Here is a 15,133-nt window from a genome sequence, read left to right as displayed (position 1 = left end):
AAACCTCGGATGATACAATATATCAACTTGATTCGTCAGGATTTTGACAGCTTGGGATGCCGCTCCGCGCGTCTGCGGCGGGAAACCGAACTGCATCCGCGGCTTGTCGGCCTGCGGCCGATTGCGTGCCGTGAACGCGTGCACCCGCACACGTACGCGCTTGCCGTGCGCGTCGTCGACGCTGCGCCCGACCTCGCGCGGGGCCGGCAACGCGGCCGCAAGCCGGTTGCACGCTAGCGCGTGTTCCCGCTCACCCGCCGGTCTTGAACGCCGGCAACTGCTGCCCGAGCCGTGCGCCCATTTCCGCGCCGAGCGCCTGCAGCGCATTGAACGGCCGGATCATTACCTCGAATTCGACGATCCGCCCGTCGTCGTCGAAGCGGATCATGTCGATCCCCTTCAGCGCCTTGTCGCCGACGGTCGCGTCAAACTCGAGCACGACGCTCTTGCCGTCGTCGGTCGCGAACTGGCGGTGATACGTGAAATTCTCGAGGATCGTGATCACCGTGCGCAGCGCCATCAGCAGCGCGGGCGCCGGCCCGTACGGCTTGAACGCCATCGGCGAACGGAACACGGCGTCCGGATGGACGATCGATTCCAGCGCGCCGAAATCCTTGCGCTCGACCATCGCGTGCCACGCGTCGAGCGATTTCGCGACGGCGGGATGAACATTCAGCAGTGAGTGCGTCATCGCGGTCTCCAGTAACGTTGTTGGATCGAATGGAAACGAGTCGGTATCAAAGCGGCGCGGCCAGCGTCGTGCCCTGGTGAATCGCGCGCTTCGCATCGAGTTCGGCGGCCTCGTATGCGCCGCCGATCAGATGCACGCGGCATCCGGCGGCTTGCAGTTGCTCCGCCAGCTCGCGCGACGGCTCCTGCCCCGCGCAGATCACGACGTTGTCCACCGGCAGCGTCTGCTCGACGCCGTCGATCGTCACGTGGAAACCGTCGTCGTCGATGCGGCGGTACGTGACCGCCGACGACATCCCGACGCCGCGCGCCTTCAGCGCCGCGCGGTGAATCCATCCGGTGGTCTTGCCGAGCCCGTCGCCGACTTTCGACGCCTTGCGCTGCAGCAGATGCACGTGCCGCGCCGCCGGCTCGGGCCGCGCGGCGCCGAGCCCGCCCGCGGTCGCATACGTGCTGTCGACCCCCCATTCGCTGAAGAAACGGTCGGCATCGACGCGCTCGCCGCCGTCGCGATGAACGAGATATTCGGCGACGTCGAAGCCGATGCCGCCCGCGCCGACGATCGCGACGCTGCGGCCGACGGCCATGCCGTCGCGCAGCACGTCGAGATAGCCGAGCGCCTTCGGATGGTCGATGCCTTCGATCGGCGGTGTACGCGGCACGATGCCCGTCGCGATCACCACTTCGTCGAATTCGCGTTGCAACAGCATCTCGGCGCTCGCACGCGTATTGACGTGCAGCGTGATGCCGCGCAGCTCGATCTGCCGGCGGAAGTAGCGCAGCGTCTCGTTGAACTCTTCCTTGCCGGGCACTTTCTTCGCGAGATTGAACTGGCCGCCGATCTCGGCGCCGGCCTCGTACAGCGTGACCGCGTGACCGCGTTCGGCCGCCGTGACCGCGAAGCCGAGGCCCGCCGGCCCCGCGCCGACCACCGCGATCCGCTTGCGCCGCGGCGCGGGACGAATCACGAGCTCGGTTTCATGGCACGCACGCGGGTTCACGAGGCACGACGTGATCCTGCCGCTGAACGTATGGTCGAGACACGCCTGGTTGCAGCCGATGCACGTGTTGATTTCGTCCGCGCGCCCTTCCCGCGCCTTGCGGACGAATTCGGCATCGGCGAGGAACGGCCGCGCCATCGACACCATGTCGCAATAGCCGTCGGCGAGCAGTTGCTCGGCGACTTCTGGCGTGTTGATCCGGTTGGTCGCGACGAGCGGAATGCCGACCTTGCCCATCAGTTGCCGCGTCACCCACGCATACGCGGCGCGCGGCACCTTGGTCGCGATGGTCGGAATGCGCGCCTCGTGCCAGCCGATACCGGTGTTGAGGATCGTCGCGCCGGCCGCCTCGATCGCCCGCGCGAGCCGGATCACCTCGTCGAGCGTCGAGCCGCCTTCGACGAGATCGAGCATCGACAGCCGGTAGATGACGATGAAGTTCGCGCCGACGCGTTCGCGCACGCGCCGCACGATCTCGACCGCGAAGCGGATACGGTTGTCGTACGCACCGCCCCACGCATCGTCGCGATGGTTCGTGCGCGCGGCGATGAATTCGTTGATCAGGTAGCCCTCGGAGCCCATGATCTCGACGCCGTCGTAGCCCGCATGCTGCGCGAGCGCCGCGCATCGCACGAAATCGGCGATCGTCTCGTCGACCTCGTCGCTCGTCAACGCATGCGGCGTGAACCGGTTGATCGGCGCCTTCAGCGCGCTGGGCGCCGCGAGCGCGGGGTGATACGCATAGCGCCCGAAATGCAGGATCTGCAACGCGATCCTGCCGCCTTCCGCGTGCACCGCGCGCGTCACGACACGATGGCGTTCGGCTTCCGCTTCGGTCGTCAGCATCGCGCCGCCGGGCGCCGGGCGGCCACGCTCGTTCGGCGCGAAGCCGCCCGTGACGATCAGCCCGGCCTCGCCCCGTGCGCGCTCCGCATAGAACGCCGCCATCCGCTCGAAGCCGTTCGGCGCCTCCTCGAGGCCGACGTGCATCGACCCCATCAGCACGCGGTTCCGGAGCGACGTGAAGCCGAGTTCGAGCGGGGTCGTCAAATGCGGATAACGGGAGGTCATCGGGAGCGTCTCCAATTTTTATGCAACAAGTTGCACGAATGGTAGCTCGCCGCCCTCGTTTATGCAACATGTTGCATAAACAGAGTCCCGTCGTTTGTGCCGTGGCCCCGATATGGCAAGATGCAGGCCATTGCGCAGCCTCCTTCGATCCGACATGTCCCTGCCTCACGCGCTTCTCACCGCCCTCGCCGAACGTCCCGGTTCGGGGTCCGAGCTCGCCGATCGTTTCGATCGCTCGATCGGCTACTTCTGGCAGGCGACGCATCAGCAGATCTATCGCGAACTCGGGCGTCTCGAGGAAGCGGGCTGGATCGAATCGCTGCCGGCCGAATCCGGTCGCGGCCGCAAGCGCGCGTACCGGATCCTGCCGGCCGGCAAGAAGGAATTGCGGCGCTGGATCGCCGAACCGGAAGATCCGACGCCGTTGCGCGAAGCATTGATGGTGCGCCTGCGCGCGGAGGCCGTGCTCGGGCCGGCAGGCCTCGAGGACGAGATCCGGCGGCGCATCGCGCTGCATCAGGAAAAGCTCGACCTGTATCTGCAAATCGAGGCGCGTGATTTTTTGGCGGCCGGCGATCCGGCGGCCGGCGATCCGGCGGCCGGCGACCCGGCGGCCGGCGAGTCACGCACGAAGCGCCTGCAGCATCTGGTGCTGCAGGCCGGCATCGCGAACGAGCGGTTCTGGGTCGAGTTTTCGCAGCACGCGCTCGATACGCTGCGTCTGCCGAAGGATTGACGCCGCGGCGCGGCGGTTCGCTTCACCGCCGCTCGACATCGTGCGTCTGACTACAGGATGACGGCTTGACAACCGCTCGCCCCGCGCCCGTCGTCATGAAGAACCCGCCGCGCGGCCCGCGTTGAATCGCCGCGCGGCGAAACCGGATCACGCGTCCGGGAAAATCACCACCTTGCCCTTCACCTGCCGGTTCGCCATCCGCGCGATCGCGTCGGCCGCACCGTCCAGCGACACGCGCTCGGTGATCGCGGGCCGCACCTTGCCGGCCGCGAACCATTCGGCGAGCAGCCGCATGTTCGCGGCATGCTGCGCCGGATCGCGCCGCACCGCATCGCCCCAGAACACGCCGAGAATGTCGCGCTCCTTCAGCAGCGCGAGGTTCAGCGCGATCTTCGGAATCTCGCCGGCCGCGAAGCCAACCACGAGAAACCGGCCGCGCCACGCGGTCGCACGCAGCGCCGCTTCGCTGCATGCGCCGCCCACCGGATCGTAGACGACGTCGGCCCCGCGCCCGCCGGTCAGTTCGTCCACGCGGCGGCGCAGATCCTCGGTCGCATAGTCGATCGTCTCGTCGGCGCCCGCTTCGCGGCACAGCGCGAGCTTGTCCGCGCTCGACGCCGCCGCGATCACGCGCGCACCGAGCGCTTTCGCGATCTCGATCGCGGCGAGCCCGACGCCGCCGGCCGCACCCAGCACGAGCAGCGTCTCGCCCGGCTGCAACCGCGCACGCTGCTGCAACGCGTGCAGCGACGTGCCGTACGCGAGCACGAGCGCCGCGCCCTGCTCGAACGTCATGCCCGGCGGCAGCGCGGCGAGCTGGTGCGCATCGGCCACGCACTGCTGCGCGAACCCGCCGTGCCCGGTAAACGCCATCACGGAATCGCCGGGCCGCCATGCGGTGACGCCGTCGCCGACCGCATCGATCACGCCGGCAAACTCGGCGCCCGGCGAAAACGGCAGCGCCGGTTTCACCTGATAGAGCCCCTGGACGATCAGCGCGTCGGGAAAATTGAGCGACGCCGCCTTCACCTGGATCCGGACCTGCCCGGCAGCCGGTTCGGGAATCGCGACGTCCTCGATGCGCAAGCGGTCGATCGGGCCGAATGCGGTACACAACAGGGCTTTCATGCGCTTCTCTCTCCTTGCGCGGCGTGGCCGGGCATCGGTATGGTTCGCGGGATCCGCCCGCTCGGCCGGTTCGCGACGCACGCACGATGGCCTTCGGCATCGGCACGATCGTCAGCATCCCGGCCGGCAGAAATTTAGCACGGTCGTTCGCAACCGACAACGACGCACACGCGAGTCCGCGCACCGGGAGGCGGGCCGGGCCGCGCGATGCGGCCCGGCGCCGCCGCCACGAACGGCCGTTGCGTCAACCCGCCCGCGGTTTCGCGAGCTGATCGGCCACCGGCAGGCTGCGGATGCGCGTGCCGGTCGCCGCGAAGATCGCGTTGGTCAGCGCCGGCGCGACGGGCGGCAGGCCCGGTTCGCCGACGCCGCCGAGCGGCGTCGAGTAGTCGTCCGGCGCGACGAGATGCACGCGGATCTCGCGCGGCGCCTCGTTCATCCTCAGCACCTGGAAGCCGTTGAAGTTGCTCTGCTCCGGGTGGCCGTCCTTGAACGTGATCTCCCCGTGCAGCGCGATGCCGAGCCCCATCACCACCGCGCCCTCGAGCTGCGAGCGCACGCGCTCCGGATTGACCTGCGGCCCGCAGTCGATCGCGATGTCGACGCGCGGCACCGAGATCCCGCCGTCCGCGCCGACCTGAACCTCGCACACGGCGGCCGTGTACGACACGAAGCTGCGATGCGCGGCGATCCCGAGCCCGTGCCCCTTCGGCAGCTTGCGCCCCCAGCCGGCTTCGCGCGCGACCGTCTCGACCACGCGCCGCAGCCGCCCCGTATCGACCGGATACAGCGCGGGATCCTCGCCGTAGTTCACGTTCCTCACCGTGATGTGCGGTTCGAAACGCCGCGCGGGCCCGATCAGTTCGAGCAGGAAATCCTTCGGATCGCGGCCGGCCGCATGCGCGAGCTCCGACACGAAACTCTGGATCCCGAACGCATGCGGGATGTTGTACACCGAACGGAACCAGCCGATCCGCGTGTGCGCTTCGGCGGCCGGATTCTCGATCCGCACGTTCGGAATCGCGAACGGCAGATCCGCGATGCCCTGCGCGAGCTCGCCCGGCTGCTCGTGCACGACGCCGGCCCGGAACGTCGACTGGATCGACGGCGCGACCGTGCGATGCTGCCACGCGACGACCTTCCCCGACGCATCGATCCCGCCGTCGAACGCCTCGAGCGACACCGCGTGGAAGTAGTCGTGCGCGATGTCGTCCTCGCGCGTGAAGGTCAGCTTCACGGGCGCGCCGACCGCCTTCGACAGCAGCGCGGCTTCCACCACGTAATCGGGCTTCGACTTGCGCCCGAAGCCGCCGCCGAGCAGCGTCACGTTGACCGTCACGCGCTCGGTCGGCAAGCCGAGCGCCTTCGCGATCTCGTCGCGCGTGGTCTGCGGCGCCTGCGTGCAGGTCCACACTTCGCAACGGCCGTCGGCCACGCGCGCGACGGCCGCGGGCGGCTCCATCGTCGCGTGCGCGAGATGCGGGACGTAGTACGTCGCACGCACGCGTTTCGCGGCGCCGGCGAGCGCGGCCGCCGCGTCGCCGTCGTTGCGGATCACGTCGCCCGGCTGCGCGGCGGCCGCTTCGAGCGTCTTGCGATAGGCGGCCGAGTCGTAGCCCGCATGCGGCCCGCGCTTCCAGTCGATCTTCAACTGCGCGCGTGCCTGGATGGCCGTCCACGTATCGCGCGCGACGACGGCCACGCCGCCGAGCGGCTGGAAGCCGGACGGCAGCGGCGTCGACGCCAGTTGCACGACCTTGACGACGCCCGGCAGCTTCTCGGCGGCCGACGCATCGAACGACGCGACCGTGTCGCCGTACGCCGGCGGTCGCGCGACGACCGCATACAGCATGCCGTCGAGCCGCGTATCGATCCCGTACCACGCGCGGCCGCCGACGATGTCGCGTCCGTCGATCAGCGCCGTCCTGCCCTTGCCGATATAGCGGAATTCGGCCGGCGCCTTCAACGCGAGCGTCGTCGTATCCGGCACCGGCAGCGCGGCCGCTTTCGCCGCCAACTCGCCGAAGCCGAGCGTGCGTCCGGTCTTCGGGTCGACGACCTCGTGCACCGTCACCTTGACCTGGCGCACGTCGACGCCCCACTCCGCAGCGGCCGCCTGCGCGAGCATCGTGCGCGCGGCCGCGCCCGCGCGGCGCAGCGCGGCGAAGCTCTGGCGCAAGCTGCGCGACCCATCGGTGTTCTGGTTGCCGTAACGCGCCTCGTCGCCGACCGCTTGCGCGACCTTCACGCGCGCCCAGTCCGCGCCCAGCTCGTCGGCCACCACGAGCGCGACGCTCGTGCGCACGCCCTGCCCCATCTCGGAGCGGATGCAGGTCACCGTGACGGTGCCGTCCATTGCGATCGCAACGAACAGGTTCGGATCGTCGCGCAAGCCGTGCGGCATGCCCGCGCCGCCGTACCGCGGATTCGCGCTGACGGGCGGCTGCACCGGCGCGGCCGTCTGCGCGAGCGACGGCACGCCGAACGCGAGCAGCAGCCCGCCTGACGCGAACCCGAGCAGCAGCGCGCGGCGGCTTTCGTTGTGGACGGAGAGTTCGGATGCGCTCATGCAGCACCTCCGCGGCGCACGGCCAGCCGGATCGCCGCGCGAATGCGCGTATAGGTGCCGCAGCGGCAGATGTTGCCGGACATCGCATCGTCGATGTCGGCGTCGCTCGGATGCGGGTTCGTCTTCAGCAGCGACGCGGCCTGCATGATCTGCCCGGACTGGCAGTAGCCGCACTGCGCGACGTTCAATTCCTGCCATGCCTGCTGCAGCGGGTGGGTGAGGTCCGTCGACAGCCCCTCGATCGTCGTCACGCGCTTGCCGGAAGCCGCCGCGACCGGCGTGATGCAAGACCGGATCGCCACGCCGTCGAGATGGACGGTGCACGCACCGCACAGCGCCATGCCGCAGCCGAACTTGGTGCCGGTGTGGCCGAGGACATCGCGCAGATACCAGAGCAACGGCATGTCGGGATTGCCGTCGAAGTGCTGCTCGCTACCGTTGACGGTCAGCGTGATCATCGTTCACCTCCTGGTTGCGATGCCCGCCGGGCAGGCATCGGGTGGGGATTCGAACGGCGCGGCGCACATTCCGAACGATCAGGCAGGCGTGGCGCCGTTTCGTCGGCCGTGTCCCGTGCAGGCACGGCCGGGCGGATGCCGCGAACGATGCTGTCGGCCGTTGCCCGTGCAACCTTTCAACCGAACGCCGGCCGGCCGCTCGTCCGCATGGATCGCCGTCGGCATTATCGAACCATTTCGGATTTGACGTCGGATTGGGGCGATTCGGAGTTTTAGGCAAGCGGGAAGAAAACACGGCCGGGAACGGGGCGTGGCGGCGGCATGGCTGGCGAATGCAACGGCGCGATTCGTGTGGGGGCGCACACGTGCAAACATCCGGCCGACCTCGCGGCCGGACCGGATGCTCGATGGATGCGCGCGAACGCGTCGAAACGCGTTACCGCATGGTCTTCCTCACGGCGAGCGCAACGCCTGCAACCCGAGCGCGAGCGCGTTGAACGGCATTTCGGCGGCACCCATCGCGAAACTCGTCGTCTTCGTGGGCACGCCGGGCGTTCGCATCAACGCGTGCACGATCCGCTCGCTCGCATGGCCGTCGCCATACGGATTGCTCGCGCGGGACATTTCCTCGTAAGCGCTCTCGCTGTCGAACAGCCGCGACGCCTCCCACACGATCCTGTCCTGGTCGGTCCCGACGAGCCGCGCGGTGCCGGCCTGAATCGCCTCGGGCCGTTCGGTCGTCTCGCGCGTGACGAGCACCGGCTTGCCGAGCGCCGGCCCTTCTTCCTGAATGCCGCCCGAATCCGTGATGATGAAATACGCGCGCGACATCAGGAATACGAACGAAAGATATTCCTGCGGCTCGATCAGGTAGATGTTGGGCACGCCGCCGAGCCGCGCGCGCGCCGGCTCCCTCACGTTTGGATTCAGGTGCAGCGGATAGACGAACTGCGCATCCGGATAGCGTTTCGCCAGCGTGCAGAGCGCGTCGCAGAAATTCCGGAACGGTTCGCCGAAACTTTCGCGGCGATGGCCGGTGATCAGCACGACGCGCCGCGACGGTTCGAGAAACGGGAAGTACGCGGCGATCCGGTCCGTTAGCGCGGCGGTGCGATCGAGCATGCGCTTGACCTCGTGCAACGCGTCGATCACGGTATTGCCGGTCAGCGAGACCGCCCCGCCCGGCACGCCCTCGCTCAGCAGATTGTCGCGTGCCTGCCCGGTCGGCGCGAAATGCCATGACGACACCGCATCGGTCACGCGGCGATTCAGTTCCTCCGGCCACGGCGACCAGATGTCGCCGCTGCGCAGCCCGGCCTCCACGTGCCCGACCGGCAGATAGCGATAGAACGCCGCGAGGCTCACCGCGAGCGTGGTCGTCGTATCGCCGTGCACCAGCACGACGTCCGGACGCAATTCGTCGAAGACCATGCCGATCGCCTGAAGAATGCCGGTCGTCACGTCGGTCAGCGTCTGGCCCTGCCGCATCAGGTTGAGATCGTAGTCGGGCTTGATGTCGAACAGCGTCAGCACCTGGTCGAGCATTTGCCGATGCTGCGCGGTCACGCATACCCGGGCGTCGACACCCGCCTGCGCCTTCAGCGCGCGCACCAGCGGCGCCATCTTGATGGCCTCCGGCCGAGTCCCGAACACAAGCAAGATCTTCTTCATCGTTGTCCTCGTTTAGCCGCTTCGCGCGTGGCGATCCTGCACGTGGCGCGAAGCATGTATTCGGGCGGCGCACCCCGTACTCGCGCGCGATCGACATGCCGTGGTGCTGCGGGGCGAGCGGGCCACCTCGTCCGCGCGGTCCGGGCCGCGCGAATCGTCGTACTACCGGCCGGTTGCGGTGGATCCATCACGTCATGAGCAGCTCCTCGCCGTGTCGAGTGTCAGGTCCTCCTGCTACAGCAATATTCAAACCAGCCGGCCCGCATCCCGGCCCGCTTCGTTTCACGGCGATCGTGTGCACGCGGCGCGTTGCGGAATGTTTCACAACTGCTACGGGCGCCCGCATCGCCGGCCCCCGCGACAACGACAAACAGCGGGACGCACGCGCGATCCGTCACACGACGTCGTCCGACGAATCGCGCATGCCTGTCGTCACGCGTGACGCATCGAAGCGCGCGCATCTTTCGACGCGCGTTGCGTCGCCGCGATTCGCCCCTTTCGTCGGTGCAGCGCGTGGCGCGCGCGCGGCCGTCGGCCGCCGTCGCGCGTACGGAATTTCTCCGGCCCGAGACGGCGCTTGCGTCACACGAATCGGTGCGCGGGAAATGTTGCGAATGTGTAACGCGGCACCGAATCCGGCAAATACATCGGAGTGCGTTCCATTTTCCTCATGCGAAACCGGCGCGCGTTGCGACCGCCATACCGCCGCCTGCGCCCCAATGGACGGGACGAACCGGCCGCCACGCGAAATGCGCAACGCTTGCCGCCGGCGCCGCGCGGGCTGAATGCGATCCGTGCACGCTGATTCGTCAGTGAATCAAAACGCGCCGCCCACGCGCGTCCCGGATCCGCTTCCCGGGTACGGCGCCTTGCCGCACGGGGCATCCGGGCAGATGGCTCACGCCTTGCTTGATGTCGGACAGGTGTCCCGAAGCACTCGCACGGCAGCAGACGGACGGGGACGCCAAGGCAACGAAGCCGGGAGGCGACGCAACGCGTCCGTCCGGGGCACCCGACCACGGCCCCTGCGCGACGGACGCGCCGCCGCTTTCCATTGACATCCGCGCGATCCACGCAGCGCTTCGGCGCTCACCGGTCGTCGTTGCGGGACCGGGGACCAGACATGAAGAAAACGCGCACGGCGTCACTCTGCGAGCAAGTCATCCTGCTGCTGATCGCGCTTGCCTGCTCGCTGATCGTGCGCGATACCGACACCGCCTCGCAGGCAATTGCCGAACCCGCCCGGTTCGGCGCGCCCGCTGTCAACGCCGCGAACGCCGCACACATCGCGATCGCGGTGGAGCGAGCCGCGCTCGACAGCGTGACGCTGTCCGTCTCCGCGCAGGCGTCGCCCGATCCGGATGCGTCGCTCGCGCCGCCGCCCGCCACCCCGCCGGACCTCACGTTCGATCCCAAGTTGCTGCTGATGCCGTGCGTTGCCTACCTGTGGCTGTTCACGCTGCTGACGTGCGCGTATGCCGCACGGCACTACGTATTCAGCATCGACCGCCTGTTCAAGCCGCAGCATGCGCCCTACCGGACGATGACCCACGGCGACTGGCCGCGGCTCACGGTCTTCGTCGCCGCCCACAACGAGGAAACCGTCATCGTCGATTGCCTGATGGCGCTGCTGGCCACGACCTACCCGCGCGACCGGCTGACGATCATTCCGGTCAACGACCGCTCGACCGACAACACGCGCGCGCTGATCGAGGAAGTCCGGGCGCTCGCGCCCGAGCTGATCCAGCCGTTTCACCGCGAGACCGGCAAGCCGGGCAAGGCGGCCGCGCTGAAGGATGCGCTGCGCTTCATCCGCGGCGACATCATGGTGGTATTCGATGCCGACTACCTGCCGCGCCCCGGGCTGCTGAAGGAACTCGTCGCGCCGTTCTTCGACCCGGAAGTCGGCGCGGTGATGGGCCGCGTCGTGCCGCAGAACGCCGACAGCAACCTGCTCGCGCGGCTGCTCGATCTCGAGCGCGCGGGCGGCTACCAGGTCAACCAGCAAGCCCGCAACAATCTCGATCTGGTGCCGCAATATGGCGGCACGGTCGGCGGCATCCGCAAGAGCGCGCTCGACGCCGTGGGCGGCTGGTGCGACGACACGCTCGCCGAAGACACCGACATGACCTACCGCCTGCTGCTCAGCGACTGGCGCACGGTCTATCTGAACCACGCCGAATGTTACGAGGAAGTGCCGGAGCGCTGGGCCGTCCGCGCCCGGCAACTGACGCGCTGGGCGAAGGGCCACAACCAGACGATGCTGCGCTATCTGCTGCCGGTGCTGCGCAATCCGCTGATTTCGCGGCGCTGCCGGCTCGACGGCGCGCTGCTGCTCGGCGTATTCGCGATGCCCGCGCTGCTCGCGATCGCCTGGAGCGCCGCGCTCGCGCTCTACCTGTTCAACGGCGTCAACTCGACCGCGCTCGGTTTGCTGCTGTCGCTGTTCGCGCTGTTCTCGTTCAGTACCTTCGGCAACTTCGGCGTGTTCTTCGAGATCGTCGTCGCCGCGCGGCTCGACGGCCGCGCGACGCGCCTGCGGCTCGTGCCGGTCAACGTCGTCGGCTTTTGCGTGACGATCGCGGCGGTCGTCTCCGCGCTCTGGGGGCTCCTGCTCGACGCCGCGTTGCGCCGCGAACTGAAATGGGACAAGACCGAGCGTTTTCGCCGGCAACTGAAACCGGAGCGATGAGCGATGACGACCTTCAACGTGATGGTGCCGGTGGCCGGCGTGCTCACCCTGCCGTTCCTGCCGCTGCTGCATGAACTGATCCGGCGCAGCGACGTCGCGGCGCTGCCGATCGGCGACGGGCCGTTCGTCGATCAGGCGCTGCTCGCCGCGCGCTGGCACGACGCGCTGCGCGCGCACGCGGCCGGCGCGCCGCCGGCGGATGCGTCCTTCGCCCCACCGTGGCAAGCGCTCGGGCTGGCCGTGCAGCATGCGGAAGCGATTCACGTCGCACGCGACGCGCATCGCGACGACGTGCTCCACGCCGATCGCACGATCACGCTCGACGACGGCGCGCGGGCCGCGTACGCATTCGCCGACGAGCGCATCGACATCCACGCCGGCGCGACGATCGGCACGCTCGCGCATGCGCCGCTGGTGGACGTCGACGGCGCGGTGCTGCGCGGCGTCGTGGTCGGCGGCACGGTGCGCCTGCGCGGCGCCGGCGGCTTCGCGTGCCTGTACGGCGAGCCGATCGTCTTCGGCGCGGCGCCGGACGCGCGGCCCGCGGACACGGCGGCCGCTCCGCGCCGCGCGATCTCGCTCACCCGCCACTTCGCGTCGCTGCCGCATCGCTTCCTGCACGGTCGTTACCTGCTGCCGTGCGACGTTCGTCTGCCCGCGCATACGGTCGTGCAAGGCAACCTGATCGTCGACGGGACGCTCGTCCTCGGCGAAGGCTGCGTGCTGCGCGGCAGCGTCAAGGCGCATCGCGTCGAGCTCGAACGTCACGCGTTGCTGCACGGCGCGGTGTTCGCGCGCGACGACGTGTTGCTCGCCAGCGCGAGCTGCATCGACGGCGTCGTGTCGGCCGGCGGCCTGCTGCGGCTCACGGGTGCGCGCATCGGTGTCGCCGGTCATCCGGTCAGCGCGTGCGCGCGCGACGTGTCGATCGTCAATCATGCCTGCGTGCATGGTGACCTCGTCGCGTGGCGCAGCGGCTGGTTCCATACATCCCGTCAAGGAGCGCCTCATGTCTGATCGCCCCAGCCATCGCGGCCCGCGCGCGCCGGTTGCCACCCTCGCGATGCTGTGCGGCGTCGCCTTCGGCACGCCCGCGGCGCTGGCGGAGCAGCCGGAAGATGCCACCGCCGTGCCCGCCGTGCAGCCTCCGGCCCCCGCGACCGTCATCACCCCACGCATGCGCGACGAGTCGATGTTCGTGCGCGTGGACGCGGAAGGCCTACCGGACGGCGTGCCGCTCGCCGAGTTCACGCCCGAGGATACGACCCGGCCGCCGCTGCCCGATGCCGTCGTCGCCCATGTGCAGGCGCCGCGGGAAACGCATACCGAACTGACGCTCGGCTATTCGAGCGCGCACCTGACGCACGGCTACGGCGACTGGTACGGCGTCCACCTGCGCGGCGTCTATCAGGATGGCGGCCGCACCATCCTCGGCGAACTGGCGCAACTGCACCGCTTCGGCGAGAACACGCAGCTCGGCGCGCTCACCTACGTGCAGGATCTCGGGCCGGACTGGTTCGGCGGGATCGGCTTTTCGGGCACCACGTCGGGCACGATCCTGCCGAGTGCGCGCATCGACGCGTCGATCAACCGCAAGCTGTTGCCCGATCGTTCGCTGGTCGTATCGCTCGGCGCAGGCTACGCATGGAACCGCAGCGGACACCGCGATCAGCTCTATCACGCCGGCGTGATCTGGTACGCATTGCCGAAGTGGATTTTCGAGGCGGGCGCGAACTATACGGTCGATTCGCCCGGATCGGTGAAGGCGCCCGGCTACTACGGCGCCGTCACCTACGGCGAAGCCGGCAAGAGCGTGATCGTGCTGCGCGGCGGGGTCGGCCGCGAGGCGTATCAGGTCACCGGCTCAGGCACGCAGATCGCGGATTTCCGCAGCCACGAGATCACCGCGAAATGGCGCTACTGGTTCACGCGCAAGTGGGGAACGCAGCTCGAATTCGCCTACTACCACAACCCGTACTACTCGCGGATCGGCGGCGAGCTCAGCGTGTTCTATCGCTGGTAGGCGGGCGGACGCCGTGCACACGCATCCCGTCCGTCCTCCCGTCGATCGTTCGCTGCGCATCCACGCGCATCCGCAGCGCTGGCTGTGGTCGATCGCGCTGCTGACGCCCGCGCTGTACGCGTCGCTGTGGTTCGGATTGCCGCTGGCGTGGCGCTACTGGCGCGCGGTCATGGCGTGGGGCGCGCGCGAGATCGATCCGGCGCTTCACGTGATCGTGATCGGTTATCCGCCCGACGCGCCCCGCGTGCCGCTGCTGTCGATCGACGTGGCGGCCCGCTTGCCGGGCGGCATGCTGCTGGCCGCCACCGCCGCGCTCTGTGCGATCGGTTTCGCCGCATCGTTCATCCGGCGCGCGAACTGGCTGCCTGTTGCATATCTGTTACGTATCGCGAGCTTCACCCAGTTGCTGATTTGCGCGTACTTCTGGCTCGCGCCGGGCACGTTCCCGTATGTCCCGCAACTGCATCTGCGCGACATGTTCGTGCTGCACGGCGCGGCGATCGCGCTGATCCCGCTGGTGATGGCCGCGCTGTACTACCCGCTCGATTTCTCGCTGCTGCAAAAGGCCGCCGCATCGCTGCTGGTGCTCGGCTACTTCGTGGTCGCGCTGCCGTTCGTGATGCTGCTGCATGCGACGATCATCCATCACGGCTCGCTGCTGTTTCTGCCGTTCTGCTATTTCCTGCTCGGCGGGCCGCTGCTGATCGGGCTGCTCGTCACGCTCTATACCTACTGCGCGAGCTGGCCCGGCGCACTGACGCGCGATCGCGATTCCGTCTGCTGATAGCGCCGTCAAACGCGCCGTATCAGCGATGAAACGAATCCGCCGCGTTTGCGACCGCGCCGTGCGACGTGCATCGCAGGAAGCCAGCAGGACCGGGCCTCCTGCGCCAATGGCACGTTGTTCGCTTCTTTCAATGCGTCGCATCGAGTCCTCTCGTCGGCGAAGGCAGCGCCGCGCACCGACGCATGTGCGCAACCGGCTGCCGTCGACACGCACCGCTCGATACCCGACGAACCGGACAGCCGCACACACCTACGGGGCTGGATTGGTCGACCTGGCGGCACGCGGATCACGCTGCCGCACGCCCCCA

11 protein-coding genes are annotated in these 15,133 nt (G+C 68.6%); 5 read left to right on the top strand and 6 right to left on the bottom strand.

The window, feature by feature from the left end; genetic code table 11:
- Positions 1 to 250: 250 nt before the first annotated feature.
- Both CFB52_RS06720 and CFB52_RS06715 read right to left on the bottom strand, forming a co-directional pair.
- On the bottom strand, positions 251 to 691 hold the full coding sequence (locus CFB52_RS06720; RefSeq protein ID WP_059573819.1) for a nuclear transport factor 2 family protein: 441 nt from the start codon (positions 689 to 691) through the stop codon (positions 251 to 253).
- A 46-nt stretch (positions 692 to 737) separates the two neighbouring features.
- Positions 738 to 2,762 carry an NADPH-dependent 2,4-dienoyl-CoA reductase gene (locus tag CFB52_RS06715; RefSeq protein ID WP_099316289.1) on the bottom strand — a complete coding sequence of 675 codons (2,025 nt, stop codon included), beginning with the start codon at positions 2,760 to 2,762 and terminating at the stop codon, positions 738 to 740.
- Between the two features lie 154 nt (positions 2,763 to 2,916).
- Between CFB52_RS06715 and CFB52_RS06710 the strand changes: the two genes are divergently transcribed.
- A complete protein-coding gene (locus CFB52_RS06710) occupies positions 2,917 to 3,498 on the top strand; it encodes a PadR family transcriptional regulator (RefSeq protein ID WP_180278194.1) in 582 nt (193 codons plus the stop codon).
- Between the two features lie 147 nt (positions 3,499 to 3,645).
- On the opposite strand, the gene CFB52_RS06705 is transcribed toward CFB52_RS06710, so the two are convergent.
- The 4 genes from CFB52_RS06705 to wecB all read right to left on the bottom strand — a co-directional run bounded on the left by CFB52_RS06705 (position 3,646) and on the right by wecB (position 9,324).
- On the bottom strand, positions 3,646 to 4,626 hold the full coding sequence (locus tag CFB52_RS06705) for an NADPH:quinone oxidoreductase family protein (RefSeq protein ID WP_099316620.1): 981 nt from the start codon (positions 4,624 to 4,626) through the stop codon (positions 3,646 to 3,648).
- A gap of 244 nt (positions 4,627 to 4,870) precedes the next feature.
- A complete protein-coding gene (locus tag CFB52_RS06700) occupies positions 4,871 to 7,195 on the bottom strand; it encodes a xanthine dehydrogenase family protein molybdopterin-binding subunit (RefSeq protein ID WP_099316287.1) in 2,325 nt (774 codons plus the stop codon).
- Positions 7,192 to 7,653, bottom strand: coding sequence for a (2Fe-2S)-binding protein (locus tag CFB52_RS06695; RefSeq protein ID WP_059573824.1), 462 nt, complete (start codon positions 7,651 to 7,653; stop codon positions 7,192 to 7,194). The genes CFB52_RS06700 and CFB52_RS06695 overlap by 4 nt, the downstream gene beginning before the upstream one ends.
- Before the next feature lie 453 nt (positions 7,654 to 8,106).
- Positions 8,107 to 9,324, bottom strand: a complete 1,218-nt coding sequence (wecB, locus tag CFB52_RS06690; protein WP_089464698.1) for a non-hydrolyzing UDP-N-acetylglucosamine 2-epimerase — start codon at positions 9,322 to 9,324, stop codon at positions 8,107 to 8,109.
- 1,123 nt (positions 9,325 to 10,447) lie between these two features.
- On the opposite strand from wecB, the gene CFB52_RS06680 reads away from it, so the two are divergent.
- The 4 genes from CFB52_RS06680 to CFB52_RS06665 are packed head-to-tail and all read left to right on the top strand — an operon-like array spanning position 10,448 to position 14,823.
- The gene (locus tag CFB52_RS06680) at positions 10,448 to 12,016 is read left to right on the top strand and encodes a glycosyltransferase family 2 protein (protein ID WP_099316285.1); all 1,569 of its coding nucleotides are present in this window, start codon (positions 10,448 to 10,450) and stop codon (positions 12,014 to 12,016) included.
- Between the two features lie 3 nt (positions 12,017 to 12,019).
- Positions 12,020 to 13,033 (top strand): polymer-forming cytoskeletal protein, encoded by a 1,014-nt coding sequence (locus tag CFB52_RS06675; RefSeq protein WP_060965880.1) that lies wholly within the window; start codon positions 12,020 to 12,022, stop codon positions 13,031 to 13,033.
- Complete coding sequence (locus CFB52_RS06670; protein ID WP_099316284.1) at positions 13,026 to 14,039, top strand: YaiO family outer membrane beta-barrel protein; 1,014 nt, start codon at positions 13,026 to 13,028, stop codon at positions 14,037 to 14,039. The genes CFB52_RS06675 and CFB52_RS06670 overlap by 8 nt, the downstream gene beginning before the upstream one ends.
- A 13-nt stretch (positions 14,040 to 14,052) precedes the next feature.
- A complete protein-coding gene (locus CFB52_RS06665; RefSeq protein WP_060318106.1) occupies positions 14,053 to 14,823 on the top strand; it encodes a hypothetical protein in 771 nt (256 codons plus the stop codon).
- Positions 14,824 to 15,133 lie beyond the last annotated feature (310 nt).

The sequence above is a fragment of the Burkholderia sp. AU18528 genome, from assembly GCF_002223215.2.
In the GTDB taxonomy this organism is placed as follows: Bacteria; Pseudomonadota; Gammaproteobacteria; order Burkholderiales; family Burkholderiaceae; genus Burkholderia; species Burkholderia semiarida.
Note: the sequence above shows the minus strand (reverse complement) of the source record. Positions and strands in the feature narration are given on the sequence as shown.